The sequence below is a fragment of the Pantoea sp. SOD02 genome (assembly GCF_024707505.1).
Classification (GTDB): Bacteria; Pseudomonadota; Gammaproteobacteria; order Enterobacterales; family Enterobacteriaceae; genus Pantoea; species Pantoea symbiotica.
Genome location: NZ_CP102604.1, coordinates 1,202,631 through 1,228,226 on the forward strand (window position 1 = coordinate 1,202,631; position 25,596 = coordinate 1,228,226).

A 25,596-nucleotide genomic window follows, 5' to 3' on the forward strand; every position below is an offset into this window, starting at 1 on the left:
TTACGCCTCAGCCGCTTGCGGTTTACTGCGTTAAGGCGCGGAAGGCCGCGAGTTCTTCTTGCGGCATACCTGCCTGTAACGCCGCGTCACAGATTTGCTCCCAGCTATTGCTATCCAGTGGAATGCCATCGCGTTCGCGGATCACACGGTTCTGCTCTTCCCACTCGCCGGGCACCTGAATCGGTGCATCGCCACTTTGCGGCGACTGTTTCACCCAATCGAGGAATGATTCTGCCTCTTCCTGCATTGCGGGCGCATCAAACGCATCCGGATTAACGATGATGGTGGTCATGCAGTTGAAAATGGCATCGTGACTGGTGACCAGCGTGTCATCATGCGTGGTGCGGCCGCCCGACAGCGCGCCGCCGAGGATTTCGCACATGGTCGCCAGCGCATAGCCTTTGTGCAGACCAAACGGCATCAGCGAACCATACGGCGCCTGATGCATCACGCCCGGTTCGGTGGTCGGCTGGCCTTGATGATCAATCAGATAACCTGGCGCGACCTGCTGCTCTTTGTTCCACGCCACCCGCGTTTTACCAAAGGCGATGCCGCTGGTGGCGAAATCGAGCAGCAGCGGTTTGGCATTGCGACGCGGGAAAATGGCGCAGAACGGATTGGTGCCAAAACGACGATCGCTACCGTTGAAAGGCGCCACCATGGGATCGCCCATCACATTAACGAAGTGAAACGAGACAAAACCGGCGGCTGCGCACTGTTCCGCCCAATGGCCGATGCGACCAATGTGGTGCGAATGGTGTAAACCAACCGCTGCAATGCCAAGTTTGGCTGCGCGCTCAATGCCAAGCTGCATCGCTTTAAACGCCGCGACCTGACCAAAACCGTTATGGCCATGCAGCGTCAACACCGCACCGGCGTCTTTTGCCACGCTGGCATGTTGGTTGAGTTGCAAAAAGCCCTGCGCCAGCGAATTCATGTAGCTCGGAATCATGCCAACGCCGTGTGAATCGTGGCCCGCCAGGTTCGCAGCCACCAAATGGTCAGCGACCAGGCGCGCCTCTTCGGCGCTGCTGCCAGCATGTGACCAAATGGCTTGAACAAACTGATGAAGGCGGGAAGGGGGAATAAGATGCAGAGTACTCACGCGGTTAATCTCCTTATCATGAACGATATTGCATCCTGCGACGAAACCAGTAATAACCGCAAGTCAGCGATAAAGAAGTAAAGGGCCACAAAGTGTGGCCCAAAAACTCAGTGCGGCTGTTCAAAACCCGCTTTGACCATTTGATCACGTAACGCGCGGGTAATTTCTCGATTCCCGCCGGTGACCGGATAAATGACATTGTTGACGACATCGTCAAGATAATGCTCTTCAAACTCCTGCATGGTGAGTTGCGTGCCACCTTCATCATTTATCGCAATACTGCCGCTGATGTGGTTGCCGTAATCCTTTGCCTTAAGGCTGTAACGCCCCATGCTGGTATTAATCGTGCTCATAAGAATCTCCTTGTTACGTAGGCATTGATAACAATTGAGGCCTCTCCAGGCGAAGTAAGTTTAGCCTGTAGACGGGCGCTGAGTGCGGTAATAAGGGGAAGGAAAAGCGAATGCTGCGACCCGTCTCGCAAAAAATAATCTGCGTCAGACGAAATGAGAACTTAGGGCTGTGACCACGCTCGCAGCGCCCAGCGAAGGCAGAATGATCATCTATACTGGTTAACAGACACGTTATTTTTCATACTTGAAGGAGCGAACAATGAAAATAATTCTGTGGGTCATCGCCATCATCTTCATCGTTGGATTACTGACAATTACAGGCGTCTTTAAACTGATTTTCTGACAACGACAGGCACCTGCGGGTGCCTGAATTTTTATTCAGCATAGGATTTTTCGCTGTCTTTACAGGACGAGACAGGCAGAATGAAATCGTGCAGATTTAGCGGTTTCTGACATCGTGCGCAGCAGGCGCCATGATGATTTGTCGAATCGACCTTTTCGCAGTCCGATAAGGTGTAAAAAAATTTAGCGCAACCGCAGCGGCTACAACGAATGGTCATGTCAGTTTTTTCCCCATCTCCGTCCTGGAGTATCGAGATTTATCTTATTCGTCTGATGAGTTCAATTGATAAATTTTATTAACTTATTCCGTATGTGAATTGTTTGCGCTAAGTCTCTGAAAGCTATCTTGTTGCTTGCCGTTATCATTACAGCAGGTTTGCACTTTATGTACATTCCGCGGTAATGCCTATCCGTTTATCTGACGTTTCAATTTCACGTCCTGCTTGAGGTAAAATTCGCCAACATCCAAGAATTAGCCTGGAGAGATTAAGCGCATTTTTTATTACTATCCTGGCAATTACTTTAGGAACTCGTCGTACAGGAAGCTGAAAAATATGCCTTCAGGTAATAATTTTTCAGCATGACTTAACAGGAAATTACGTTGTGAATCGGCACTTTTCTGCAGCGTTGTTAGGCTGCATTTTGACCTTATCGGTCTCATTTTCAGCATCAGCGGTTACAACTTCACAAGCCATCAAATCTGGCTGGAACACTTTTAGCGACAACGTGTCGCAAACCTGGTCGCAGCCGCAGAGTTACGATTTTTATCTGCCGGCGATTACCTGGCATAACCGTTGGACTTACGACGATGAACACATTGATAAGTACAACGAACGCCCGTGGGGCGCGGGTGCGGGTGTTTCACGCTGGGATGAAAAAGGCAACTGGCACGGCCTGTACCTGATGGCGTTTAAAGACTCGTTTAACAAATGGGAGCCAATTGGTGGTTACGGTTGGGAAGCGACATGGCGACCGCTTAGCGATCAAAACTTCCATTTGGGTGCGGGATATACGGCGGGCGTAACGGCGAGGGATAACTGGAAATACATTCCGGTTCCACTGATATTACCTTTAGCATCAATTGGATATGGTCCAGCCACTTTCCAAATGACTTATATTCCCGGCACTTACAATAACGGCAATGTCTATTTTGCCTGGCTGAGATTTGAGTTTTAAGCGTTAGTAGCGTTCAGAAAGTGTGATCGGCATGCAAAAAATCAATATTTATCACTTTTTCATCAAATCGCACTGGACAAATGTCACCGCAATTGCTGTACTAGACGTCGACACAGTTTAGTGTCCTTTTTTCATGTAAAGGTAATATAGATGTCTAAGATCAAAGGTAACGTAAAGTGGTTTAATGAGTCGAAAGGCTTCGGTTTCATTACTCCAGAAGATGGCAGCAAAGATGTATTCGTACACTTCTCTGCAATCAACAGCAACGGTTTCAAAACTCTGGCTGAAGGTCAGCGCGTTGAGTTCGAAATCACTGACGGTGCTAAAGGCCCATCAGCTGCTAACGTTATCGCACTGTAATTTAACAGTTCGAATTCTGAAAACCCGCCTCCTGGCGGGTTTTTTTTATGCTTAAATCAGCTCGCTACTTTGTCTGCACATAGATTCTGCGGCACATCTCACAGATAGCTTCCGTAACACAGCCACACCAATGCTTACTTGCAGATTTTTATCCGGCAACGCTATATAACTGCTCAGGGAAAATGAGGAGGCAGGATGAACATACGTCAGGCACAGGCAAAAGACAGTTTTGCATTGAGCGCGTTATTAACCGAATTAGGTTATAGCGCGACGGAAGGATTTATTGATACGCGTTTGGCTCAGCTTATTGATCATCCCGATGAAACGTTGTTGGTCGCCGAACACGGCAATCAAGTACTGGGATTTCTGTCGTTGCACTTTATTCCACAGCTGGCATTGGCCGGCGATTTTGCCCGCATCAGCTACTTCTGTATTGCCGAAGGCGAGCGCAGCAAGGGAAGCGGACAGCAGCTTTTGAATCACGCCGAACAGCTGGCGCGTTCACGTGGTTGCGATCGCATGGAAGTGCATTGCCACTCATCGCGCCTCAAAGCCAATCAATTCTATGCGCGCGAAGGCTATGTGGAATCACCGCGCTATCACATTAAAGATCTGGGTTAAGATTTAGCTCGCGTCCGCTGGCAATTACAATGGCATCGGCGATGCTGTCGAGTTGTACAAAAGGCAGCAGCGCCGCGCTGACGCGAATAAATTGCCGGCTGTTAATGCTACAGCGTTCACCGGGCAGCACGGCGATACCCCGCGCAGCCAGCGTGATCATCGCGTACTGCTCCGATTCCACTGGAATCCACACGCTTAATCCATCGCGCTCCTCCAGCACTAAACCGCGTTTCGCCAGCGCTGCCAGCAACTGCTGGCGACGCTGCGCGTAAGTGGCTTTGGCCTGCTGAATACGCTGCTGAGTCTGCTCGTCGTTGAGCATCCACGCCACGGCATCCTGCAAAATACGGCTGGTCCAGCTGACGCCAAAATTGCGCCACGCTTGCAGGCGTTTCACCATTTCCGCAGTGCCTGATAACACCGCCAGACGCAAATCCGGTCCATAAGCTTTGGAAAACGAGTGCACATGCAGCACGCGTTCAGGATAGTGGAAGCCGAGGCTAAACACCGGCCAGCGCGACAGATCGCCAATGCCATCATCTTCCACAATGATGGTGCTACTGTTTGCCAGCACGCGTGCGAGCTCTGCACTGCGACGCTGACTTACGCTGTGTCCGGTGGCTGAATGAGTACGCGGTTGATAGATAAACATCGCCGGAGATTTCTGCATCAGCGTGCTCAGCGCCGAGGGAATTGGCCCTTGTTCATCACATGGCAATGGTAAAATTTCAGCGCCAATGTTGTCTAAAATATCCAGTAATCGCGTGGCAGTAGGATCTTCAATTACCACACGATCGCCCGGTGACAGCAAGGTTTGCACGATCAGGTTCATGGCATCAAAACCGCCGTCGGTCGCCAGCCAGGCTTCGGCGGGATAGGGCCAGCGCGGCGTTACGGCATCCTGCAATTGCGGTGAAATCGCCTCGCGCTGATAGCTATTCAGTTGCGGTGAGGCAATGCCAGCCAGCATCGCCTGCCGCAGATCCGGCAACAGCGTTGGATCTGGTGAGGCCATCGCCAATGACGCCTGAACATTCTCACCGTAATTACCAATCTTCTCGAAACGAATCGGACGCGGCATTACGCTGTTGCCGCTCACCCACACACCGCTGCGACCTTTCCCCGCCAGCACTTTCTGCTTCTTCAGTTGCGCCCAGGCAGCGGAAACCGTTGCCGGGCTCACGCCCAGTCGCTCAGCCAACTCGCGTACCGCTGGCATTTGCATGCCTACCGCAATCTGCCCATCGCGAATCAGTGTTGATGCCGCATGCGTGATGCCTTTGACTGAGGCATCCGTGATCTGCTGGCTAAGCCACTCCAAATCCACACTTTGCGTCATAAGAAAATCCTTTGTTCAGTAACAAATAATAGATTGTTCAGATTAGTATTCGCGTTTTAGACTCAAATTCAAGCACTATTTGCTGCATAAATAATCACAGCCGCAGGGCTGGCAGAACAGACGGGGAAGGTATAACTATGGTAACCATCAGACTGGCGGTACGTGACTGGGATTACTTCACACCGCTGGCACTCGGCGATCTCAAACCGGAAGGTTTCACGCTGGAGATCGATCGCGTTGGCACGTTGGTGGATAACCTCGCCACCAGCGATAAATACGATGCCGGTGAAGTGTCGTTTAGCCGTTTTGCTCAGGCGCGGGCTAAAGGTGACACTTCGCTGCTGGGCCTGCCACACTTCCTGATGCGCGGTTTCCGCCAGCGCTGCATCATTACGTGCAGCGACAGCCCGATTACCACGCCAGCGCAGCTGAAAGGCAAAAAGATCGGCGTTACCGGCTGGCAGGACTCGGGCAACACCTGGACGCGTACCGTGCTGCGTGAAGCGGGCGTGGAGATTGATGATGCGTACTGGTTTGCCGGACGTTTGACCGAAGATCATCCGATTGTTGATCGTCTGGCCGGTTTTGGTCGTCCGGGCCGAATTGAACCGGCGCCAGGCGAGCGTCCACTGATTGAACTGCTGAAGGCGGGCGAGCTGGATGCAGTCTTTACGCCCTTTATGCCGGAAGGTTTCTTCCTCGCCGATTCAGGTCTGCGCCAGCTGCAGGTTGATTTTGCCGCAGCCGAGCGTGACTACTTTAATCGCGTCGGCTATGTGCCGGGCATTCATTTACTGGCGCTGAAGCCTGCCTTAGCCGAGGCGCATCCGTGGCTGCCTCAGGCGCTGAGCGACATCATCGATCGTTCGTACCAGATGTGGATGAAGAAGCGCGAGAAATACGCCGACACCACGCCATGGCTGCTGGACGATTTGCGGCGCACCGCGCAGGAATTACCCGCCAACTGGAATCAGAACGGATTTTCGGTTAACAAAAAGATGATTGCCGATTTTGCGAATGAGCTGTTCCAGCAAGGCCTAACCCAAACATTGCTGACGCCGGAAGCGATTTTCCCGGCTGCGGCGCGAGGAGAATAATGATGAAAGTAGCAATGGGGCAATTTGCCGTCAGCCGCGAATGGCAGGAAAACACCGATATTTGCATCGGGCTGATGAACCAGGCGCTGGCGGGCGGCGCGGATCTGCTGGTGCTGCCGGAAGGCGTGCTGGCGCGTGATATCGCCGATCCAGATCTGGTGCTGAAAGCGGCGCAGCCGCTGGATGGTCCTTTCGTCACTCAGCTGCTGGCGGTTAGCAAAGGCAACAACCTGACCACCATGATGAGCGTACACGTGCCGACCGAAGGGCAGAAGGCGCTCAACGTGCTGATCGCCATTCGCAACGGCGAAATCATCGCTGAGTACGTGAAATTGCACCTGTACGATGCCTTCGCCATGCAGGAGTCGCAGCGCGTCAATCCAGGACGTGAGATTCCGCCGCTGGTTGACGTAGCAGGCATGAAAGTCGGGTTGATGACCTGCTACGACGTGCGCTTCCCGGAGCTGGCGCGTCGCTTAGTGCTTGACGGCGCCGATGTGCTGGTGCTGCCAGCGGCGTGGGTAAAAGGTCCGCTGAAAGAGATGCACTGGGAATTGCTGACCACCGCGCGTGCGCTGGAAAACACCTGCTACATGGTGGCGGTGGGCGAATGCGGACCACGCAATATCGGCAACAGTCTGGTGATCGATCCGTTGGGCGTGGCGATTGCCAAAGCGCCGGAATCAGCCGCGCTGGTGTTTGCCGATCTCGATCCACAGCGCATCGCCTATGCACGCAGCGTACTGCCGGTGCTGGAGAATCGCTGTTTTGCCCGTCCTGAACTTAAACCACTTTGATCGCTGGGGAATCTGACTGATGAAAACTATTGCTACCGCCATCGCGCTTTCATTGGGCCTGACGGCCTGTTTCGCTCAGGCAGCTGGCGCTATTCCGGCGCAAAAAGTGGATCAGGCACTGCACGACCGTCTGCCAGCAGAGATTAAAAGCAGCGGCAAAATGGTCTCGGTAAACAACGGTTCCTTTCCTCCGTACGAGATCGTTAACGGTCCGCACTCAATGGACGGCGCCTCCGCCGATCTCACCGAAGCGCTGGCACAGCTGCTGGGTGTGAAGATTGAACATGCCACAGTGAGCGGTTTATCGGGCGTGCTCACCGGCATTAATTCCGGCCGTTACCAGATGGCGATTGGGCCGATTGGGGATTATCCGGATCGTCAGCAGAAGGTCGATTTTATCGACTTTGTGCAAGAGTTCGTGGTGTTTGGCGTGCAGAAAGGCAATCCATCCAAAATCAACGGTCTGGAAGATACCTGCGGCAAACGCATTGCGGTGATGGCGGCGGGTTCAGCGGAACAGGTGATTCGCAAGCAGTCCGATGCCTGTGTCGCGGCGGGTAAACCGGCGGTGGTGGTGCAATCCTTCACCGATCAGCCGTCGTCGATTTTAGCCGTACGCTCAAAACGTTCCGATGCCTTCTTCTCGTCGCAGGCGCCGCTGACTTACTTCATCGAACAGGCTAATGGTCAGCTGGAGCTGGCGGGCAAAGGCAAGAAAAACGGCTTTGGCGACATTTTCCAGGGCACCGTGGTACCGAAAGGATCGGAGCTGGGCAACGTAGTGCTGGATGCTTACAAAGAGCTGTTCAGTAACGGCACCTACGCGGCCATCATGAAGAAGTGGAAGTTAGACGGCAACGTGTTGCAGCAACCGGGACGTAACCTGGCGCAAGGGGCAGCAAAATGAGTCCGGTCACCAACAATTCGCGAGCCAGGGATAAGGCCGACGTGCAGCAGCGCGATGTGGCTTTTGCCCGCAGTGCGCCCACGTATGGGCGCTGGATCTCATGGATTTTGGTGCTGGTTATTGCCGCAAACTTCCTCTGGCTGGTGGCGACCAACCCCAATTTTGAGTGGAACGTGGTGCTGCAGTGGTTCACCGAAGGTTCGGTGATGAAAGGCCTGCAGGTCACGCTCGGCTTGACGGTGGTGTCGATGATTCTCGGCACGCTGCTGGGGCTGTTGCTGGGCGTGTGGCGTCTTTCGGAAAACAAATTGCTGAGCGGCTTGTCGTCGCTCTACATCTGGTTTTTCCGTGGTACGCCGCTGCTGGTGCAGCTGATCTTTTGGTACAACCTGTCGACGCTGTTTCCCACGATCTCGATCACTATTCCGTGGACGGATATCACCTTTGCCAGCTGGAATACTAACGATCTGATTACGCCATTGACCGCAGCAATTGCCGGACTGGCGCTTAATGAAGCGGCCTATATGGCCGAGATCATTCGCGCCGGCTTGCTGTCAGTGGATAACGGTCAGGTTGAAACCACCCAGGCATTTGGCATGAGCCGCAGCCGTGCGCTGCGACGTGTAATCATTCCACAGGCGATGCGTTCGATCATCCCGCCAACCGGTAACCAGTTGATCAGTATGATCAAAGCGACGTCGCTGGTGAGTGTGATCGCCATGGGCGATCTGTTGTACTCGGTGCAGGCCGTGTATAACCGCACCTTTGAAATTATTCCGATGCTGATGGTCGCGGTGATTTGGTATCTGTTTATCACCTCGATTCTCAACGTGGGTCAGTCCGCCATCGAGCGTTACTACGCACGCGGCACCACCCGCACGGTGGTGAACAAACGTCGTGTTGCCGCTAACGAAGCCGCGCCAGCCGTCGCGCACCGTCTGAAGGAGGATGTATGAGTGAAGTTCAGCCGCTGGTGCGTGCGCGGAATGTGCAGAAGAGTTATGGCGATAACGAAGTGCTGAAAGGCATCGATCTCGATGTGTTTCCGGGTGAAGTGGTAGTAATTCTCGGACCATCGGGCTCGGGTAAATCTACCTTTTTGCGCTGCATTAATCATCTGGAAGACATGAATGCCGGTTCGATTATGGTGGGTGATGACCAGATCGGTTATGAGCTGAAGCGCGGTATTTTGCATCGGCTGTCGGCGCGTAAAATTGCTCATCAGCGTCAGAAAATCGGCATGGTGTTTCAGCAGTTCAATCTCTATCCGCATATGACGGTGCTGCAAAACATCATTGAAGCGCCGATTGGTGTGCACAAATTTGCGCGGCAGGACGCGCTCAAGCATGCCCGTGAACTGCTGGCGACCGTGGGATTGAGTGACAAAGCTGATGCCTGGCCGCGTCATCTGTCGGGTGGTCAACAGCAACGTGTAGCGATTGCGCGTGCGCTGGCGATTAAACCGGCGCTGATGCTGTTTGATGAACCGACTTCGGCACTCGATCCGGAGTTAGTCGGCGAAGTGCTGGCCACCATGCGCACCTTAGCCGATCAAGGGCTGACCATGATTGTGGTGACCCATGAAATTGGTTTTGCGCGTGAGGCGGCCGATCGCGTGGTGTTTATGGATGGTGGCGTGGTAGTGGAGCAGGGCAGTCCCGAGCAGGTGATTGGTAATCCACAGCATCCGCGCACGCAGGCTTTTCTCAGCCGCTTTATTTAGGCGGGCGGTCTCACTCTGTTACAGATTGCAGTTGAGGCCGTTTATAAACTGCGCGTTAATAGTCAGGTCCGTTTTTCACATTGGTTGAAAGGTAAATTATGGAAGGTATCAGTATTGCCAAACTGCTGATCATCGGTGCGCTCATCGTACTGCTTTTTGGCACCAACAAGTTACGTTCACTGGGTGGCGATCTGGGTTCCGCAATCAAAGGCTTCAAGAAAGCCATGAAAGATGATGAATCCGGCGCATCCAAAAGCAGCGCTGAAGAAGCACCTGCTGAACGTGTCAGCCACAAAGAGTAATCTCTGCGCCGAACGTCAATAAGTGTAAATATTTATTACGTTGATAAAAAACCAGACTGTCGCCAGTCTGGTTTTTGTTTTTGTGCGTCTTAGTGCCAGGCAATGCTGGTAACATCTTGTTCATGTAGATCAAACAAGCTGGTGTGAACCATTGATGGATAGGTAGTGATCCCATCCTGGGTTTGCCAGTCATCTAGCATCAGGTCAGTTAAGACCAACGGCAACAGTGACGCTGGCGTTTCATCCTGTGGAGCGACCCAGTCGATTAGCGCGACATCAATGATATCCAGCTGACTTTCCTCAATTGGCAACAGAATGATGCTGGGTTTGGCTTCGATGATAAATAGCCAATCGACTTTGCTGCCAACGACACCCTGCGCACTCGTCGGCATGGCACTGAAGGTATGCTGAGCGGCGGGCAAATCCGCAGGCAGTGCAAACTGCCATTGACCGTCATCCGCAATCTCCTGGCTTCCAACCAACACATCATCAATGTAAAAGCGCAAGATAGAACCCACAGGTGCATCACCACTGAATAGGGTATTGCCGTTTTCATCCTGGGTATCGCGATTGATGGTTACCTCGCTCTCCACTGCGGCATGCGTTGTGATCGTTACCAACGACGCCGGCTCGCTGGCAGCCTGTTCAGGCAATACCAAAAGTTCATGTATCGCCACATCAACAGATTGCGGATTGGATTCTGCTGCCCAGTTTGATGAAACTGGCAATGCAATATCCGTCCCCAGCAACTCAAAGTTCCATTGATTTTCAGTATCATCTGCAATCAATGAATGCGCCACGTGCAGAGTTGGGGACGGTGAGCTTGCTGGCAGGATCGCCACTGCGGGCTGAGCAAGGGCCGCTTCCGCGTTAACCCCATTATTTCCAACAAGTGGCAGTTGCAGATGCATCTCGTTGTAGCGATGCTCAATGCTGATGGCGGTAGCGATAAACGCATTGGCACAAGATGCGTGCGCTGACGTATAGGGATTGGTGATGTCTTTCGGCGTGGTGCGCGTTTTTAGCGCCTCCAGGCTCTCTTCTGATGCGCCATAGTGCCGCGCCTCTGAGGATGGACCTGACACATCCGGTGCTCGTAGTACATCGAGCGCCTTTCTATGAAAGGAAGTTTGCATAATCTGACCTTCAAAAAAATACACTGAGAAAAAGCGAAATAGGCTCTTATGGCCTCAGCGGTTAAAGCGTCAGGTTTGCGACAAAGATTAAGTGGGGGCGGGGGATTTTTGCGATTGCGCCCTATTAAGAACGCAATCGCGAGGAATATTACTTAACTTCCAGACCTTTGGCCTGCATATCAGCATGATAAGACGAGCGCACAAACGGGCCGCAGGCGGCATGGGTGAAGCCCATCGCCATCGCTTCTTCTTTCATCTCATCAAACTCGGCTGGGCTAACATAGCGCTGTACCGGCAAGTGGTGACGGCTCGGCTGCAGATACTGTCCCAGCGTCAGCATGGTGACGCCGTGGCGACGCAGATCGCGCATCACTTCAACGATTTCGGCATTGGTTTCGCCCAGGCCTACCATCAAACCCGATTTGGTCGGGATATCCGGATGCGCTTCTTTGAAACGCTCCAGCAGCTTCAGTGACCAATCGTAGTTGGCGCCCGGACGAACCTGACGGTAAACGCGCGGCACGTTTTCCAGATTGTGGTTAAACACATCCGGTGGCGTTGCGGTGAGAATTTCCAGGGCGCGATCCATACGACCACGGAAGTCCGGCACCAGCGTTTCAATTTTGATGGTAGGGCTTTTTTCGCGAATAGCGCTGATGCAGTCAGCAAAATGCTGAGCACCGCCGTCGCGCAGGTCATCGCGGTCCACCGAAGTAATCACCACATAACGCAACGCCATATCGGCGATGGTTTGTGCCAGTTTCAGCGGTTCGTTAGCGTCAGGCATATTCGGACGACCATGCGCCACGTCGCAGAATGGGCAGCGACGTGTACAAATCGCGCCGAGGATCATAAAGGTCGCGGTGCCGTGGTTAAAACACTCTGCAAGGTTAGGACATGAGGCTTCTTCACACACCGAGTGCAGACCGTTTTTGCGCATCGCGGCTTTGATGCCCTGAATGCGGCTGGAGTCTGCAGGCAGTTTGATCTTCATCCATTCCGGCTTACGCAGAATTTCTTCACGCTCAACCATCACGGTTTTCACCGGGATCAGCGCCATTTTGTCGGCATCGCGATACTTGACGCCACGTTCCATCTGAATTGGTTTACTCATAAATCTGCAGGTTCCGGTCGGGATTGCGATTTGAAAGCTTCCTCACTCAAACTGAGAACCAGGCTTTCAACTTTTTTTGAAAATATGGCAAAAATTATATCATCTCGTCTGTTCATAAGCAGCCGATTAGCCAGTGCAAAAGTTACAATTTTGTAAATGCGCACGTACAGTCAAGGTCAGACTGCGGCATCACTTTGCCATTCCAGTTGGGTAAATCCGCTTAAACGGGCGAAATGCTGCACCAGACGCGGCCGCACATCGGCGGGCGTGACGCCCGACTGCAGCTGGCTGAGTTGCGTCATCTGCATTCCGGCATATCCGCAGGGATTGATGCGCAGAAAGGGCGCGAGATCCATCGCCACATTCAGCGCCAGGCCGTGAAACGAGCAGCCTTTACGGATGCGCAGCCCCAGCGAGCAAATCTTGTCATCGCCCACGTACACGCCTGGCGCATCCGGTCGCGCACGCGCGCTGATGTCATAGTCGGCCAGCGTGGCGATCACCGTTTCTTCCAGTGCTGTCACTAACTCGCGTACGCCCATCTTGCGACGTTTCACGTCGATCAGCACATACATCACCTGTTGGCCGGGGCCGTGATAGGTGACCTGGCCGCCGCGATCGCTTTGCACCACTGGAATATCGCCCGGCATCAGCAGATGTTCGGCTTTACCTGCCTGACCTTGGGTAAACACTGGATGATGTTCCACCAGCCAGATTTCATCGGCGGTGTTGCTGTCGCGTTGATCGGTAAAGTGATGCATCGCATCGGAGATGGGTTGCCAATCGCGCTGGCCGAGTTGACGAACAAGAAGCGTATTAGCTGACAAAGCAGAGATCCGGTAAAGAGTGGAAGGCAGAGTATAACGCTGGCAAAGCGGACTTTGCCAGCGCCAGAATTACAGCACCATCCGCACGATTTCGATGTTGCCCAGCTCTTCGTACAGGGTTTCAACCTGCTCAATGTGGGTGGCGATGATGGTAATGGAAACCGAGTGATAGTTGCCTTTGCTGCTTGGCTTAACGTCCGGTTTGTAATCGCCTGGCGCGTGGCGCTGCACCACTTCAACCACTTGATCAACCAGCTCCGGTTGCGCCAAACCCATCACTTTGTAGGTGAAAGGCGTAGGGAATTCGAGCAGTTCATTCAATTTGGTTTTCATACATTGACTCCGGTGCTTAAAAAAACAGGCTCCCGCCGAGGCGGGAGCAAAGATAGTAGCTTATTTGGGGGCAAATTGGCGTTTTTTCAAGCGCGCCTTAGCCAAACCAGTGGTGGAACATCAGTTTGATGTAATCGATGATGCGGCCGAAGAAACCGCCTTCTTTCACTTCGTTCAGCACCACCAGCGGACGCTGTTCAACTGTTTTGCCATCCAGCTGGAAGTTGATGCTGCCCACCACCTGATTTTTCTGCAGCGGTGCGTGCAGTTCAGTGTTGTTCAGCACGTAGCTGGCTTTCAGGTCTTTCATGCGGCCACGTGGGATGGTCAGATAGGCATCTTTTTCCACGCCCAGCTGAACACGATCGCTGTCACCGAACCACACGGGCTCAGACGCAAACTCTTTGCCTGCTTTCAGCGGTGCCACGGTTTCGAAGAAGCGGAAGCCCCACGTCAGCAATTTCTTGCTCTCGGTTTCACGGCCTTTATAAGTACGACCGCCCATCACTGCGGAGATCAAACGCATCTGGCCTTCAGTGGCAGAGGCAACCAGGTTGTAGCCCGCTGCGTCTGTGTGACCGGTTTTGATGCCATCCACGTTCAGGCTGGTATCCCACAGCAAACCGTTACGGTTAGTCTGCTTGATGTTGTTAAAGGTGAAATCTTTTTCACGGTAAACCGCGTACTCATCTGGCACGTCACGGATCAGCGCCTGGCCGATCAACGCCATATCGCGCGGCGAGCTGTATTGGCCTTCCGCATCCAAACCGTGCACGGTCTGGAAATGGGTGTTTTTCAGGCCTAATGCGCCAACGTAGTTGTTCATCAGGTTAACGAACGCGTCCTGACTGCCGGCAACATAATCCGCCATCGCCACACAAGCATCATTACCTGATTGCAGCACGATGCCGCGCGTCAGCTGAGAAACCGGTACACGATCGCCTGGCTTCAGGAACATCAGGGATGAACCTTTAAATACCGGATTACCGGTTGCCCAGGCATCTTTGCCCACGGTCACGATGTCATCGTTATGGATTTTGCCCGCTTTGACCGCCTGACCAATCACGTAGCTGGTCATCATTTTGGTCAAACTTGCCGGATCGCGGCGTGCATCCGCGTTCTTTTCGGCCAGCACTTTGCCGGAGTTATAGTCGATCAGCACATAAGCTTCAGCATCAATGTCCGGCACGCCCGGAATCATAGTCTTAAGGTTAACATCGTCCGCAAAAGCGACATGGCTGAGAGAAAGGGCGACCAGTGATCCCACTGTCAGGCGTTTCAGAAAACGAGAAGGTTTCAGCGTATTCATGTTCAGGACTACAACATCCGTGGGTTTAGAGTGAAAAAAGTGCCTAACTATAGCAAACGCCCGATCGGGCGACATCTTGCTTTGCAAATCAGTTTCAGCAGGAAATGTCACTGTCCGTTACATCGATGGTCGGGCAGTGGTAATAAATGAGCTCATTTGCGCTTCAGTGTTCAGACGCTGCTGCAACGCGGCGGCTTCGGCACGGCTTTGATAGCCACCTAACTGAATGCGATAGACGTTGCCATTGGCTTCAACGGCACCCGGTACGCCAAAACGTTTACCCAGGCTTTCCGCCAGCTGGCGCGCCCGCGCTGGATCGTTAATCGCGCCAACCTGCACCACATAACCGCTGCCGGCATGGGCATTCTGGCTGCTGGCAGGCGCTGCTGCTGCGGCTGGCGCGGAAGAGGCTGGTGCTGCTGGCGCGGCAACCGGCTCGCTGCCTTCCAGCACACCCGTGGCTAACGGCTGCGGTGCGCCGAGAAAGCCGCTGCTCTGAACTGGCGCACCCATGCTGTCACTGCTTTGCAAGGTGCTGTTATCCACCGCGCGCACATCTTGCGGTGCAGGCGCTGGCGCAGTATTGGCGCTGCCGCCCATCATCACCATGCCGCCGCCGAGATCCGGACGTGCGGGCAGGGCGTAGCTCTGTTTGGCGACGGTGGTACCGATGGTGCCGGGACCAGAAACTGAGCCATCCGGCGCCACTTTGATGTAATCAACGCGCACGCGAGTATTGTTAGAGATATTCAGGCGATCGCCCGCCGCACGCGACAGGTCGATAATGCGGCCTGGCGTATAAGGACCGCGATCGTTAACGCGCACCACAATCTGGCGACCGTTGGCGAGGTTAGTCACGCGCACATAGCTCGGCAGCGGCAGCGTAGGATGCGCGGCGGTCATGGCTTCCGGATCGTAAGATTCACCGATAGCAGTGCGATTACCCTGCGCTTCGTCACCGTACCAGGTGGCTAAACCCACTTCGCTGTAGTTCGAAGGATCTTTGATCACGCGGTAGTTTTTACCGTTGACGCTGTAATCCTGGCTGGTGGAAGGATTGATCGGTTCATAGCGTGGTTCAACGCCAGGAATTTCCACTACCGGGCCGTTATAGGCCGGTTGCGGTGGCGCAGTATTATTCTGCGGTTCCGGTGTGGAACAGGCAGCCAGTACCAATGATGCCAGTGCAACCCCAAGCCAGTCCTTACGCATGTGCAGCCTCTTAAACGCTTTTAGATAACATTTTTCGATGAGTATGGATTGACATCACAATGCCAAATCCAGCCATTAACACAATCAATGCCGATCCGCCGTAGCTCACCAGCGGCAGCGGTACGCCAACCACCGGTAAGATACCACTTACCATGCCAATGTTAACGAAAACATAAACGAATAAAATCAGCATCAAACCGCCCGCCATCACGCGACCAAAAGTGGTTTGCGCGCGCGCAGCAATAATCAGTCCGCGCATGATCAGCAGCAAATAGAGTACCAGCAATAACAACACACCAACCAGGCCAAGTTCTTCCGCTAACACGGCAAAGATAAAGTCGGTATGACGCTCAGGCAGGAATTCCAGCTGCGATTGGGTGCCGTGCAGCCAGCCTTTGCCGCGCAGGCCACCGGAACCGATAGCAATCTTCGACTGGATGATGTGATAACCGGCGCCGAGCGGATCGCTTTCCGGGTCCAGCAGCATCATCACGCGGTCGCGCTGATAATCGTGCATCAGGAAGAACCACAAAATCGGGATAAAGGCCGCCACTAGCAGCACGGCGATACCAATCAGTTTCCAGCTCATACCGGATAAAAACAGCACAAACAGTCCGGAAGCGGCGATCAGAATCGACGTACCCAAGTCAGGCTGGGCAGCCACCAGCAGCGTTGGCATGAAAATCAGCACCAGCGCGATGCCGGTGTTTTTCAGCGTCGGCGGGCAGACATCGCGGTTAATAAAGCGCGCCACCATCAGCGGCACGGCAATCTTGGCGATCTCCGAGGGCTGGAAGCGCACAAAACCAAGATCGAGCCAGCGCTGTGCGCCTTTACTGATGTGGCCAAATGCATCCACCGCGATCAGCAATATCACGCAGACAATATAGAGATAGGGCGCCCAGCTTTCATAAACGCGCGGCGGCACCTGCGCCAGCACCAGCATGATGACGATTCCCATGGCGATCTGCCCGAACTTACGCTCGGTCATGCCGGGATCCTGTCCGCTGGCACTCCAGATGACGATGGCGCTGTAGGTCAGCAAGCTGAGAATGATCAGCATAAACAGCGGGTCGATATGGATGCGCGTCCAGATCGATCTTTTCTGCGGACTATCGTTCATGGACATTGTTATTCACCTTCGTAGCCGGGCGGCGTCGGTACGGCTTCTGGCAGCACGGTATTATTGTCGCCTAACATAATGTGGTCGAGAATCTGGCGCATCACAGTGCCGACAGCCGGACCTGCGCCGCCGTTTTCCAGAATCATGGTGACGGCCACGCGCGGCTTATCGTACGGCGCGTAAGCGGTCATTAATTTATGGTCGCGCAGACGCTCTGCAATCTTGTGAGCGTTATAGACTTCATTTTCTTTCAGACCGTAAACCTGCGCGGTACCGGATTTAGCGGCGATTTTGTAAGGCGCATCGGCAAAACTCTTGTGTGCCGTACCGTTGGCGCGGTTCGCTACGCCATACATGCCGTCTTTAGCAATTTCCCAGTAGCCTGAGTGAATATCGCCAATCGGTGCATCCGGCGGCTGGCGATAGGGCACCATGGTTTGGCCTTCACGCGTGGCGCGCAGTAAGTGCGGCACCTTGATCACGCCGTCGTTAATCAGAATCATCATCGCTTTGTTCATCTGAATCGGCGTCGCGGTCCAGTAACCTTGGCCGATACCAACCGGAATGGTGTCACCCTGATACCACGGCTTCTTAAAGCGCTTTAGCTTCCACTCGCGCGTAGGCATGTTGCCCGCGCTCTCCTGCGGCAGGTCAATGCCGGTGCGATGGCCGTAACCAAACTTGGTCATCCACTCTGACAGGCGATCAATGCCCATATCGTAAGCGACCTGATAGAAGAAGGTATCCGCCGATTCTTCCAGAGATTTGGTGACGTTCAGGCGTCCGTGGCCCCATTTTTTCCAGTCACGATAGCGCTTTTCTGAGCCGGGCAGTTGCCACCAACCGGGATCAAACAGGCTAGTGTTGCGGTTGATCACGCCTGCGCTCAGCGCCGACACGGCAACGTAAGGTTTCACCGTAGAAGCCGGTGGATAGGAAGCTTGCAGCGCACGGTTATACAGCGGACGGTTTTCGTCGCTCAACAGCGCTTTGTAATCTTTACTGGAGATGCCGTCGACAAACAGGTTTGGGTCGTAACTCGGCGTTGACACCAGCGCAAGGATTTCGCCGGTGCGCGGATCGCTCACTACTACCGCCGCGCGGCTGCCGGTCAGCAAGGTTTCGATGTATTGCTGCAGCTTGAGGTCAACCGTCAGATAGATATCGCGTCCGGCCTGCGGAGACTGCTCGTGCAACTGGCGGATGACGCGGCCACGGTTGTTAACTTCAACCTCTTCATAACCGGTTTTGCCGTGCAGCACATCTTCGTAATAGTTCTCGATGCCAAGCTTGCCGATATCATGCGTGGCCGCATAGTTTGGCCATTTGCCTTCCTGATCGAGGCGCGTGACATCGCGATCGTTAATTTTGGAGACGTAGCCCACCACGTGCGTCAGCGTCTGGCCGTAAGGATAGTAGCGGCGCTGGTAGCCTTTTACTTCCACGCCAGGAAAACGGTATTGATTGACGGCAAAACGCGCTACCTGCACCTCGTTTAAACCGATTTTGACCGGAATCGAGGTAAAGCGGCGTGAGCGTTTGCGCTCTTTTTCAAACGCATCGATATCGTCGTCGGTCAGATCCAGCACCGGACGCAGATCCTGTAAGGTCTGCTTCAGGTTTTCGACCTTTTCCGGCATCAGTTCGGCCTGATAGATGGTGCGATTTAACGCCAGCGGCACGCCGTTACGATCAAAAATAATGCCGCGACTCGGCGCCACCGGCACCAGCTTGATGCGGTTTTCATTCGAACGGGTGCTGTAGTCGTCAAAGCGCAGAATTTGCAGGTGGTACATATTGACCACCAGAATGCTGGAGAGCAGCAGGATGCCAACAAAAGCCACCAATGCTCGGCGGACAAAAAGTTTCTGTTCGGCAGTGTAATCGCGAAAGGCGTTGCTCTGTAATTTCATCCGCTACATTTATTGTCTGGGGTTGTCAGGCGTTTATTCACGATGATAAGGATGATTCGTGGTGATGCTCCACGCACGATACAGGCTTTCCGCTACCAGCACACGCACCAGCGGATGTGGCAACGTGAGCGCTGACAGTGACCAGCTTTGTTCGGCAGCGGCCTTGCACGCGGGCGCCAGTCCTTCCGGACCGCCGATCAACAGGCTGACATCGCGGCCATCCAGTTTCCAGCGTTCAAGTTGCTGCGCCAGCTGCGGGGTTTCCCACGGCTGTCCGGGGATATCCAGCGTGACAATACGATTGCCTTTACCCACGGCGGCCAGCATCGCTTCACCTTCTTTTTCCAGAATGCGTTTGATGTCGGCGTTCTTGCCGCGTTTGCCAGCAGTCACTTCGATCAGTTCAAACGGCATATCTTTCGGGAAGCGGCGCAGATACTCCATGAAACCGGTCTGAACCCAGTCGGGCATTTTAGTGCCGACGGCTACAAGCTGCAGTTTCACGTCTTAGCTCCAGAGTTTTTCCAGCTCGTACAGCTGGCGGCTCTCTGCTTCCATCACGTGCACAATCACGTCACCCAGGTCAACGACCACCCAATCGGAGGCGGTTTTGCTGTCAACACCCAGCGGCTTAAGGCCGGCAGTGCGCGATTCCTGCACCACATGATCGGCGATAGAAGCGACGTGACGTGTTGAAGTGCCGGTGCAAATAATCATGCAATCGGTGATGCTGGATTTGCCCTGAACATCAATAGCAATGATGTCCTGGCCTTTGAGATCATCAATCTTATCAATAACGAACTCTTGGAGTGCTTTACCTTGCAAAAGGTTCCCCTTAAAAACAGGTGATTACGGACGGGCTAACGATGCGAGAAAGGTAGCCGAAAATGAAGCGGCGCAGTATAGCATGCTGCCTTTAGCTGCGATATAAGCCAACGCTATCGATGTAGCCGATCACTGCATCGGGCAATAAATCTGCGCAGGAGATTCCCGCATGGCGGCGCTGACGGATTTCGGTGGCGGAAATATCGAGCAGCGGCGTATCTGCCAGCCAGATGTGTCCTGCAGGTGAGTGATGAAGCTGCTGCACATCATCGGCGAGATGCTCATCGAGCCACTGCTGCATCTCAGGCGTTTCCATCTGGGTGGCGTAACCCGGACGCTTACACACCAGCAAATGGCACAGCGACAGCAAATCTTGCCAGCGATGCCATTTGGCTAACGTTAGCAGAGAATCCTGGCCAATGATAAACCCGAGGGGCTGTTCTGTGCCGCGTTCCGCACGCAGTGCTTCCAGCGTAGCCACCGTCCATGACGGCGTTGCACGCTCCAGTTCACGCGTATCGATATCAAACAGCGGGCGATCGGCGATGGCACAGCGCAGCATCTCAACGCGCTGTTGCGCACTGGCTTCCGGCTGCGGGCGATGCGGCGGCACGTTGTTGGGTAGCAATGTGACCTTTTTCAAACCCACTTTCTGGGCCAGCGCTTCTACCGGGCGGAGATGGCCGTAGTGAATCGGATCGAAGGTGCCGCCAAACAGGGCGTAGAGTTTAGACATCGGTAAAGCTCAGTGGGAAATCGCGGTGACACAGCAGCAGCGACAGCGTTTCCAGCTGCGGCCACAGGTTTTGGCCATAATCCTGCTTCATGCTGAGTTCCAGCTCTGCCAGCAAATGCACCGCACGCTGTAAACGCTGCGCATCAAGGCGCTGTAATGCTTCGGTAAACAGCGCGCGACGGTTTTGCCAGATACGCTGCTGATCCATCAGCGTGCGCAGCGCTTGTTTCGCCTGATTACGTTGCAGATGCAGCAGCGTGAGTAAATCGCGTTGCAGCGTGCGCAGCAGAATCACCGCTTCGCTGTCCTCTTTCTCCAGCTGATGCAGGATGTGCAGGGCGCGTTTACTTTTTCCCGCCAGCAGCGCATCCACCCAATGGAATGGCGTAAAGTGCGCGGCATCGTTGACAGCGGCCTCGACGCGCGGCAGCGTCAATTTACCATCCGGCCACAACAGCGATAAGCGTTCCAGCGCCTGCGACAGCGCAAGCAGATTCCCTTCGTAGCAGTAGCAAAGCAGCTGGATCGCTGCATCATCGACGCTCAACTTCATCGCTTTGGCGCGACTTGCCACCCAGCGCGGCAGCTGTGCCTGTTCAGGCGTCTGACACGGTACCAACACCGCTTGCGCGCTCAGCGCTTTGAACCAGGCGCTGTTCTCCTGTGCCTTAGTCAATTTCGCCATGCGCAGCACCAGCAAAATATCGCTGTGCAGCAGCGTAGAGAGTTTCACCAACTGCTCGGCGATAGCGGCGTTTGGACCGTTTTCAGGCAGTTGCAGCGTCAGAGTTTGGCGTTGGGTAAACAGGCTAAGCGATTGGCAACTGACGAAGATCGCATCCCAATCCGTTTGCGCATCAATGGTGACGCTGAAGTGCTCTTCAAAGCCCTGTGCGCTGGCGGTAGCACGGATCGCATCCGCGCTTTCCTGAATCAGCAGAGGTTCATTACCGGTGAGAAAATAACAGGCGCGCAGCCCCTCTCGAAGCTGCGCGCTCAGTTGTTCAGGATAAATCCTGATCATTGCAGACTGGTGGCTGACGAAGAGGACACTTCCGGTGAGTTCTGTCCCGGTGCAATCGTCTCAGGCTGCGGCAAGGTATCTTTGTTGCTTTCCTGCGCGGCATGCACGGTCAGCAGTTTACGTACTAACTGCTCGGACGCGCGCTGACGCATCTCCTGCACGATCATATCCTGTTCGGCATCCTTCGCCAGTGCGGCGTTCGGGTTGTCGAAGAAAGAGCGATACACGGTAGTGCTGATCGGGTAGATACCTTTACCCGGCAGCAGAACCTGTGCAGTGACCGTCATTACCAGCGAGTATTCTGCGGTAGTACCGCTGATGAACACCGATGCGGTATCACGTCCCTGGCCTTCAGCACCCAAACGCAGTGTTGGATATTTGGCACTGGCCGCTTTGCTGTCTTCAATGATGGTGACATTGTTGATGCGCAGCTGCTGGCGCACGGCTCGCGCCAGTGGACCATAGGGATCGCCGCTCTGGACGATAAGGGTTTTCATCTCACTCGGCACCGAAGTGGTGCCGCGCGGGTGGAAACCACAGCCTGCGGTAATCAATACCGCAAGCAGGACAAACAGCCTGATAATCAGTTGTCGCACAGTTCCTCCTGAACTTAACCTACGACCAGGTTAAGCAGTTTGCCAGGGACATAAATCACTTTACGAATGGTGACGCCATCCAGATATTTCGCCACCAAATGCTCCTGCGCAGCACGCGCCTGCACCTGCTCCTGCGTGGCATCCGTCGCAACGGTAATCTTGCCGCGCACTTTGCCATTCACCTGCACCACTACCAGCAGCGAATCTTCCACCATCGCCGCTTCATCGGCTACCGGCCAGCTGGCTTCGTCAATGCTGCCTTCGCCGCCCAGTGCTTGCCACAACACATAGCTGGCGTGCGGGGTGAACGGATAGAGCAGACGCGTCACAGCGACCAGCGCTTCCTGCAGCAGCGCGCGGTCTTGCTCGCTCTCTTGCGGGGCACGGATCAGCTTGTTCATCAGTTCCATGATAGCGGCGATGGCGGTGTTGAACGTCTGACGACGACCCACATCATCGGCCACTTTGGCGATGGTTTTGTGCAGATCGCGACGCAGCGCTTTCTGATCGTCATCCAGGCTGTGGACGTCCAGCGCCACGGTCGCGCCTTTGGCAATGTGTTCGTAAGCCAGTTTCCATACGCGCTTCAGGAAGCGGTTGGCACCTTCAACGCCCGATTCCTGCCACTCAAGCGTCATCTCTGCTGGCGAAGCAAACATCATGAACAAGCGAACGGTATCTGCACCGTAACGCTCAACCATCAGCTGTGGATCGATGCCGTTGTTTTTCGACTTCGACATTTTGCTCATGCCGGCGTAAACCACTTCACGACCTTCGTTGTCGATGGCTTTAATAATGCGGCCTTTCTCGTCGCGCTCAACGGTGACGTCAACCGGAGAAACCCAGTTGCGCTCGCCGTTCACGCCGAGGTAGTAGAACGCATCAGCCAGTACCATGCCCTGACACAGCAGGCGTTTGGCTGGCTCATCCGAGTTGACCAGGCCAGCATCACGCAGCAGCTTGTGATAGAAGCGGAAATACATCAGGTGCATGATGGCGTGTTCGATACCGCCAACATACTGATCGACCGGCAGCCAGTAGTTCGCCGCCGCCGGATCCAGCATGCCTTCATGGTAGTTGGCGCAGGTATAGCGCGCGTAGTACCAGGATGACTCCATAAAGGTGTCGAAGGTGTCGGTTTCACGCAGCGCCGGCTGGCCGTTAACGGTGGTTTTGGCCCACTCAGGATCGGCTTTGATTGGGCTGGTGATACCATCCATCACCACGTCTTCTGGCAGGATAACCGGCAACTGATCTTCTGGCGTTGGCATTACGGTGCCATCTTCCAGCGTTACCATTGGGATTGGTGCGCCCCAGTAACGCTGACGGGAAACGCCCCAGTCGCGCAGACGGTAATTCACTTTACGCTCGCCCACGCCTTTAGCTGCCAGCGCATCGGCGATGGCGTTGAAGCCCGCCTGATGATCCAGACCGTTGTATTCACCTGAGTTGAACAGCGCGCCTTTGTCGGTCATTGCGGCAGCACTTACATCCGGTTCTGAACCGTCAAGATTCAGGATGACTGGCTTGATGTTCAGGTTGTATTTGGTGGCGAACTCCCAGTCACGCTGGTCGTGGCCTGGAACGGCCATTACTGCGCCGGTGCCGTACTCCATTAATACGAAGTTAGCGACCCACACAGGAATCTCTTCACCGGTCAGCGGATGGATAGCAAACAGGCCGGTGGCCACGCCTTTCTTCTCCATCGTTGCCATATCAGCTTCGGCAACTTTGGTGGTGCGGCATTCGTCGATGAATTCAGCCAGCGCAGGATTAGTGGCAGCAGCTTGCTGCGCCAGTGGATGACCTGCGGCAACTGCCACATAAGTAGCGCCCATAAAGGTGTCTGGACGAGTGGTGTAAACGGTCAGCTTCTCGGCGCTGTTGGCAACGTCAAAGGTGATTTCCACGCCTTCAGAACGGCCAATCCAGTTGCGCTGCATGGTTTTGACCTGCTCCGGCCAATCTTCCAGCTTATCGAGATCGTTGAGCAGCTCTTCCGCATAGGCGGTGATTTTTACAAACCACTGTGGGATCTCTTTGCGCTCAACTTTGGTATCGCAGCGCCAGCAGCAGCCGTCGATAACCTGTTCGTTGGCCAGTACGGTCTGATCGTTCGGGCACCAGTTCACCGCCGAGGTCTTTTTATAGACCATGTCTTTTTCATACAGCTTGGTGAAGAACCACTGTTCCCAGCGATAGTATTCTGGCTGGCAGGTCGCCAGTTCGCGGCTCCAGTCGTAGCCAAAGCCCAGTAATTTCAGCTGGTTCTTCATGTAGGCGATGTTGTCGTAGGTCCACGGTGCAGGCGCGGTGTTGTTTTTCACCGCAGCGCCTTCGGCTGGCAGACCAAATGCATCCCAGCCAATCGGCTGCAGGACGTTTTTGCCGAGCATACGCTGGTAGCGCGCAATCACATCGCCAATGGTGTAGTTACGCACGTGACCCATGTGCAGGCGGCCAGAAGGATAGGGCAGCATCGAAAGGCAGTAATATTTCTCTTTGCCTTCCTGCTCGGTCACTTTAAAGGTTTCGTTTTCGTCCCAGTGCTGTTGGACGCGGGATTCTATCTCTTCCGGGCGGTATTGCTCTTGCATGGCTGCCTGTGGTCCTTTGTGAAAATCGCTAAGCATACTTTTAGATCCGCATAGCATACCCATAAGGCTGCGCCTCAACAACTTTTCACGCCCTCGCAGGCCGGATTTCTGCCGAATGCGCCGCCGCTTTCACCCTTTTGTGATTTCTCCGGTTGCTGCCCATGCAATTGTGACAAAACCGCTAAACTTAACAGCAGTATCCGCAGCGGAAAGGAGAACAAAATGAATAACGTGGCGCAGGAATACCGTGCAACGATTGAAGCATTATCCCAGCGATTGGATCATGGCGAGCGCGATGTTGATGCGCTGGTGGCCGAGGCGCGTCAAAGTTTGCTGGCGAAAAAAACGCTGTCGCCCGCCGAGGTGAATGAAGTAATGCGCGCCGTGCGCCGCGATTTACACGAGTTTGCGCTGAGCTATCAGGAGTCTTCTGATGTGGTTGGCGATTCGGTGTTTTTGCGCGTGATTCGCGAAAGCCTATGGAAAGAACTGGCGGATATCACCGATAAAAGTCAGCTCGAGTGGCGTGAGGTGTTTCAGGATTTGCGCCATCACGGCGTTTACCAGAGCGGCGAAGTGGTCGGCCTGGGGAATTTAGTCTGTGAGAAGTGCGGCTTCACGCGGGCGATTTATACGCCAGAGAGCTTAACGCGCTGCCCGGAGTGTGGGCACGATCAGTTCCAGCGTCAGCCGTTTGAACCCTGATGAAAGGTAGCCAGGTCGTCATTA

27 protein-coding genes are annotated in these 25,596 nt (G+C 54.2%); 10 read left to right on the forward strand and 17 right to left on the reverse strand.

Annotated features, from left to right (window positions below; translation table 11 throughout):
* Positions 1 to 22: 22 nt before the first annotated feature.
* Positions 23 to 1,105 (reverse strand): malate/lactate/ureidoglycolate dehydrogenase, encoded by a 1,083-nt coding sequence (locus NR302_RS05515; RefSeq protein ID WP_258144748.1) that lies wholly within the window; start codon positions 1,103 to 1,105, stop codon positions 23 to 25.
* A gap of 107 nt (positions 1,106 to 1,212) precedes the next feature.
* Positions 1,213 to 1,458 (reverse strand): hypothetical protein, encoded by a 246-nt coding sequence (locus NR302_RS05520; protein ID WP_008103719.1) that lies wholly within the window; start codon positions 1,456 to 1,458, stop codon positions 1,213 to 1,215.
* A 945-nt stretch (positions 1,459 to 2,403) separates the two neighbouring features.
* Between NR302_RS05520 and pagP the strand changes: the two genes are divergently transcribed.
* The 3 genes from pagP to NR302_RS05535 all read left to right on the forward strand — a co-directional run bounded on the left by pagP (position 2,404) and on the right by NR302_RS05535 (position 3,957).
* Positions 2,404 to 2,976, forward strand: a complete 573-nt coding sequence (gene pagP / locus NR302_RS05525) for a lipid IV(A) palmitoyltransferase PagP (RefSeq protein WP_008103714.1) — start codon at positions 2,404 to 2,406, stop codon at positions 2,974 to 2,976.
* A gap of 150 nt (positions 2,977 to 3,126) precedes the next feature.
* A complete protein-coding gene (gene cspE / locus NR302_RS05530) occupies positions 3,127 to 3,336 on the forward strand; it encodes a transcription antiterminator/RNA stability regulator CspE (protein WP_007890714.1) in 210 nt (69 codons plus the stop codon).
* 195 nt (positions 3,337 to 3,531) lie between these two features.
* Positions 3,532 to 3,957 carry a GNAT family N-acetyltransferase gene (locus tag NR302_RS05535; protein WP_258144749.1) on the forward strand — a complete coding sequence of 142 codons (426 nt, stop codon included), beginning with the start codon at positions 3,532 to 3,534 and terminating at the stop codon, positions 3,955 to 3,957.
* On the opposite strand, the gene NR302_RS05540 is transcribed toward NR302_RS05535, so the two are convergent.
* On the reverse strand, positions 3,941 to 5,296 hold the full coding sequence (locus NR302_RS05540; RefSeq protein WP_258144750.1) for a PLP-dependent aminotransferase family protein: 1,356 nt from the start codon (positions 5,294 to 5,296) through the stop codon (positions 3,941 to 3,943). The genes NR302_RS05535 and NR302_RS05540 overlap by 17 nt on opposite strands.
* A 137-nt stretch (positions 5,297 to 5,433) precedes the next feature.
* On the opposite strand from NR302_RS05540, the gene NR302_RS05545 reads away from it, so the two are divergent.
* The 6 genes from NR302_RS05545 to tatE all read left to right on the forward strand — a co-directional run bounded on the left by NR302_RS05545 (position 5,434) and on the right by tatE (position 10,122).
* Positions 5,434 to 6,393, forward strand: a complete 960-nt coding sequence (locus NR302_RS05545) for an ABC transporter substrate-binding protein (RefSeq protein WP_258144751.1) — start codon at positions 5,434 to 5,436, stop codon at positions 6,391 to 6,393.
* Positions 6,394 to 6,395: 2 nt separating this feature from the next.
* Complete coding sequence (locus NR302_RS05550; RefSeq protein ID WP_008103707.1) at positions 6,396 to 7,190, forward strand: deaminated glutathione amidase; 795 nt, start codon at positions 6,396 to 6,398, stop codon at positions 7,188 to 7,190.
* Positions 7,191 to 7,209: 19 nt separating this feature from the next.
* A complete protein-coding gene (locus NR302_RS05555; RefSeq protein WP_154191859.1) occupies positions 7,210 to 8,097 on the forward strand; it encodes an ABC transporter substrate-binding protein in 888 nt (295 codons plus the stop codon).
* On the forward strand, positions 8,094 to 9,053 hold the full coding sequence (locus NR302_RS05560; RefSeq protein WP_154153412.1) for an amino acid ABC transporter permease: 960 nt from the start codon (positions 8,094 to 8,096) through the stop codon (positions 9,051 to 9,053). Before NR302_RS05555 ends, NR302_RS05560 begins: the two co-directional genes overlap by 4 nt.
* Complete coding sequence (locus tag NR302_RS05565) at positions 9,050 to 9,820, forward strand: amino acid ABC transporter ATP-binding protein (RefSeq protein ID WP_061717399.1); 771 nt, start codon at positions 9,050 to 9,052, stop codon at positions 9,818 to 9,820. Before NR302_RS05560 ends, NR302_RS05565 begins: the two co-directional genes overlap by 4 nt.
* 98 nt (positions 9,821 to 9,918) lie before the next feature.
* The gene (gene tatE / locus NR302_RS05570; protein WP_008103699.1) at positions 9,919 to 10,122 is read left to right on the forward strand and encodes a twin-arginine translocase subunit TatE; all 204 of its coding nucleotides are present in this window, start codon (positions 9,919 to 9,921) and stop codon (positions 10,120 to 10,122) included.
* An 89-nt stretch (positions 10,123 to 10,211) separates the two neighbouring features.
* Here tatE and NR302_RS05575 read toward each other — a convergent pair whose 3' ends face one another.
* From NR302_RS05575 to leuS, 14 genes are all read right to left on the reverse strand, one after another.
* Entirely contained in the window at positions 10,212 to 11,258 is a 1,047-nt protein-coding gene (locus NR302_RS05575) for a hypothetical protein (RefSeq protein WP_258144752.1), read from the reverse strand.
* Positions 11,259 to 11,406: 148 nt separating this feature from the next.
* A complete protein-coding gene (gene lipA / locus NR302_RS05580) occupies positions 11,407 to 12,372 on the reverse strand; it encodes a lipoyl synthase (RefSeq protein WP_008103696.1) in 966 nt (321 codons plus the stop codon).
* Positions 12,373 to 12,548: 176 nt separating this feature from the next.
* The gene (lipB, locus tag NR302_RS05585; RefSeq protein WP_258144753.1) at positions 12,549 to 13,199 is read right to left on the reverse strand and encodes a lipoyl(octanoyl) transferase LipB; all 651 of its coding nucleotides are present in this window, start codon (positions 13,197 to 13,199) and stop codon (positions 12,549 to 12,551) included.
* A 69-nt stretch (positions 13,200 to 13,268) separates the two neighbouring features.
* Positions 13,269 to 13,532, reverse strand: coding sequence for a DUF493 family protein YbeD (gene ybeD / locus NR302_RS05590; RefSeq protein ID WP_008103691.1), 264 nt, complete (start codon positions 13,530 to 13,532; stop codon positions 13,269 to 13,271).
* 97 nt (positions 13,533 to 13,629) lie between these two features.
* Positions 13,630 to 14,841 (reverse strand): D-alanyl-D-alanine carboxypeptidase DacA, encoded by a 1,212-nt coding sequence (dacA, locus tag NR302_RS05595; protein WP_258144754.1) that lies wholly within the window; start codon positions 14,839 to 14,841, stop codon positions 13,630 to 13,632.
* 117 nt (positions 14,842 to 14,958) lie between these two features.
* A complete protein-coding gene (gene rlpA / locus NR302_RS05600) occupies positions 14,959 to 16,053 on the reverse strand; it encodes an endolytic peptidoglycan transglycosylase RlpA (protein ID WP_258144755.1) in 1,095 nt (364 codons plus the stop codon).
* Positions 16,054 to 16,063: 10 nt separating this feature from the next.
* On the reverse strand, positions 16,064 to 17,176 hold the full coding sequence (gene mrdB, locus NR302_RS05605; RefSeq protein WP_036648258.1) for a peptidoglycan glycosyltransferase MrdB: 1,113 nt from the start codon (positions 17,174 to 17,176) through the stop codon (positions 16,064 to 16,066).
* 8 nt (positions 17,177 to 17,184) lie between these two features.
* Positions 17,185 to 19,089 carry a peptidoglycan DD-transpeptidase MrdA gene (gene mrdA / locus NR302_RS05610; protein WP_008103683.1) on the reverse strand — a complete coding sequence of 635 codons (1,905 nt, stop codon included), beginning with the start codon at positions 19,087 to 19,089 and terminating at the stop codon, positions 17,185 to 17,187.
* A gap of 33 nt (positions 19,090 to 19,122) precedes the next feature.
* Positions 19,123 to 19,593, reverse strand: a complete 471-nt coding sequence (gene rlmH / locus NR302_RS05615) for a 23S rRNA (pseudouridine(1915)-N(3))-methyltransferase RlmH (RefSeq protein WP_008103678.1) — start codon at positions 19,591 to 19,593, stop codon at positions 19,123 to 19,125.
* 3 nt (positions 19,594 to 19,596) lie between these two features.
* The gene (gene rsfS, locus NR302_RS05620) at positions 19,597 to 19,914 is read right to left on the reverse strand and encodes a ribosome silencing factor (protein ID WP_008103673.1); all 318 of its coding nucleotides are present in this window, start codon (positions 19,912 to 19,914) and stop codon (positions 19,597 to 19,599) included.
* Positions 19,915 to 20,005: 91 nt separating this feature from the next.
* Positions 20,006 to 20,650 (reverse strand): nicotinate-nucleotide adenylyltransferase, encoded by a 645-nt coding sequence (nadD, locus tag NR302_RS05625; protein ID WP_258144756.1) that lies wholly within the window; start codon positions 20,648 to 20,650, stop codon positions 20,006 to 20,008.
* Positions 20,643 to 21,674: a DNA polymerase III subunit delta gene (gene holA, locus NR302_RS05630; RefSeq protein ID WP_222210751.1), complete on the reverse strand. Its 1,032-nt coding sequence runs from the start codon at positions 21,672 to 21,674 to the stop codon at positions 20,643 to 20,645. Before holA ends, nadD begins: the two co-directional genes overlap by 8 nt.
* The gene (gene lptE / locus NR302_RS05635) at positions 21,671 to 22,270 is read right to left on the reverse strand and encodes an LPS assembly lipoprotein LptE (protein ID WP_008103668.1); all 600 of its coding nucleotides are present in this window, start codon (positions 22,268 to 22,270) and stop codon (positions 21,671 to 21,673) included. Before lptE ends, holA begins: the two co-directional genes overlap by 4 nt.
* Before the next feature lie 14 nt (positions 22,271 to 22,284).
* A complete protein-coding gene (gene leuS, locus NR302_RS05640) occupies positions 22,285 to 24,867 on the reverse strand; it encodes a leucine--tRNA ligase (RefSeq protein WP_258144757.1) in 2,583 nt (860 codons plus the stop codon).
* 222 nt (positions 24,868 to 25,089) lie between these two features.
* Here leuS and NR302_RS05645 point away from each other — a divergent pair, with 222 nt between their 5' ends.
* On the forward strand, positions 25,090 to 25,572 hold the full coding sequence (locus NR302_RS05645) for a zinc ribbon-containing protein (RefSeq protein ID WP_007890691.1): 483 nt from the start codon (positions 25,090 to 25,092) through the stop codon (positions 25,570 to 25,572).
* Positions 25,573 to 25,596 lie beyond the last annotated feature (24 nt).

Coding starts and splice junctions, on each gene's coding strand:
- NR302_RS05520 (WP_008103719.1), bottom strand. CDS start 1,458: ATGAGCACGATTAATACCAGCATGGGGCGTTACAGCCTTAAGGCAAAG.
- cspE (WP_007890714.1), top strand. CDS start 3,127: ATGTCTAAGATCAAAGGTAACGTAAAGTGGTTTAATGAGTCGAAAGGC.
- NR302_RS05535 (WP_258144749.1), top strand. CDS start 3,532: ATGAACATACGTCAGGCACAGGCAAAAGACAGTTTTGCATTGAGCGCG.
- NR302_RS05540 (WP_258144750.1), bottom strand. CDS start 5,296: ATGACGCAAAGTGTGGATTTGGAGTGGCTTAGCCAGCAGATCACGGAT.
- NR302_RS05545 (WP_258144751.1), top strand. CDS start 5,434: ATGGTAACCATCAGACTGGCGGTACGTGACTGGGATTACTTCACACCG.
- NR302_RS05550 (WP_008103707.1), top strand. CDS start 6,396: ATGAAAGTAGCAATGGGGCAATTTGCCGTCAGCCGCGAATGGCAGGAA.
- NR302_RS05555 (WP_154191859.1), top strand. CDS start 7,210: ATGAAAACTATTGCTACCGCCATCGCGCTTTCATTGGGCCTGACGGCC.
- NR302_RS05560 (WP_154153412.1), top strand. CDS start 8,094: ATGAGTCCGGTCACCAACAATTCGCGAGCCAGGGATAAGGCCGACGTG.
- NR302_RS05565 (WP_061717399.1), top strand. CDS start 9,050: ATGAGTGAAGTTCAGCCGCTGGTGCGTGCGCGGAATGTGCAGAAGAGT.
- tatE (WP_008103699.1), top strand. CDS start 9,919: ATGGAAGGTATCAGTATTGCCAAACTGCTGATCATCGGTGCGCTCATC.
- NR302_RS05575 (WP_258144752.1), bottom strand. CDS start 11,258: ATGCAAACTTCCTTTCATAGAAAGGCGCTCGATGTACTACGAGCACCG.
- lipA (WP_008103696.1), bottom strand. CDS start 12,372: ATGAGTAAACCAATTCAGATGGAACGTGGCGTCAAGTATCGCGATGCC.
- ybeD (WP_008103691.1), bottom strand. CDS start 13,532: ATGAAAACCAAATTGAATGAACTGCTCGAATTCCCTACGCCTTTCACC.
- dacA (WP_258144754.1), bottom strand. CDS start 14,841: ATGAATACGCTGAAACCTTCTCGTTTTCTGAAACGCCTGACAGTGGGA.
- rlpA (WP_258144755.1), bottom strand. CDS start 16,053: ATGCGTAAGGACTGGCTTGGGGTTGCACTGGCATCATTGGTACTGGCT.
- mrdB (WP_036648258.1), bottom strand. CDS start 17,176: ATGAACGATAGTCCGCAGAAAAGATCGATCTGGACGCGCATCCATATC.
- mrdA (WP_008103683.1), bottom strand. CDS start 19,089: ATGAAATTACAGAGCAACGCCTTTCGCGATTACACTGCCGAACAGAAA.
- nadD (WP_258144756.1), bottom strand. CDS start 20,650: ATGTCTAAACTCTACGCCCTGTTTGGCGGCACCTTCGATCCGATTCAC.
- holA (WP_222210751.1), bottom strand. CDS start 21,674: ATGATCAGGATTTATCCTGAACAACTGAGCGCGCAGCTTCGAGAGGGG.
- leuS (WP_258144757.1), bottom strand. CDS start 24,867: ATGCAAGAGCAATACCGCCCGGAAGAGATAGAATCCCGCGTCCAACAG.
- NR302_RS05645 (WP_007890691.1), top strand. CDS start 25,090: ATGAATAACGTGGCGCAGGAATACCGTGCAACGATTGAAGCATTATCC.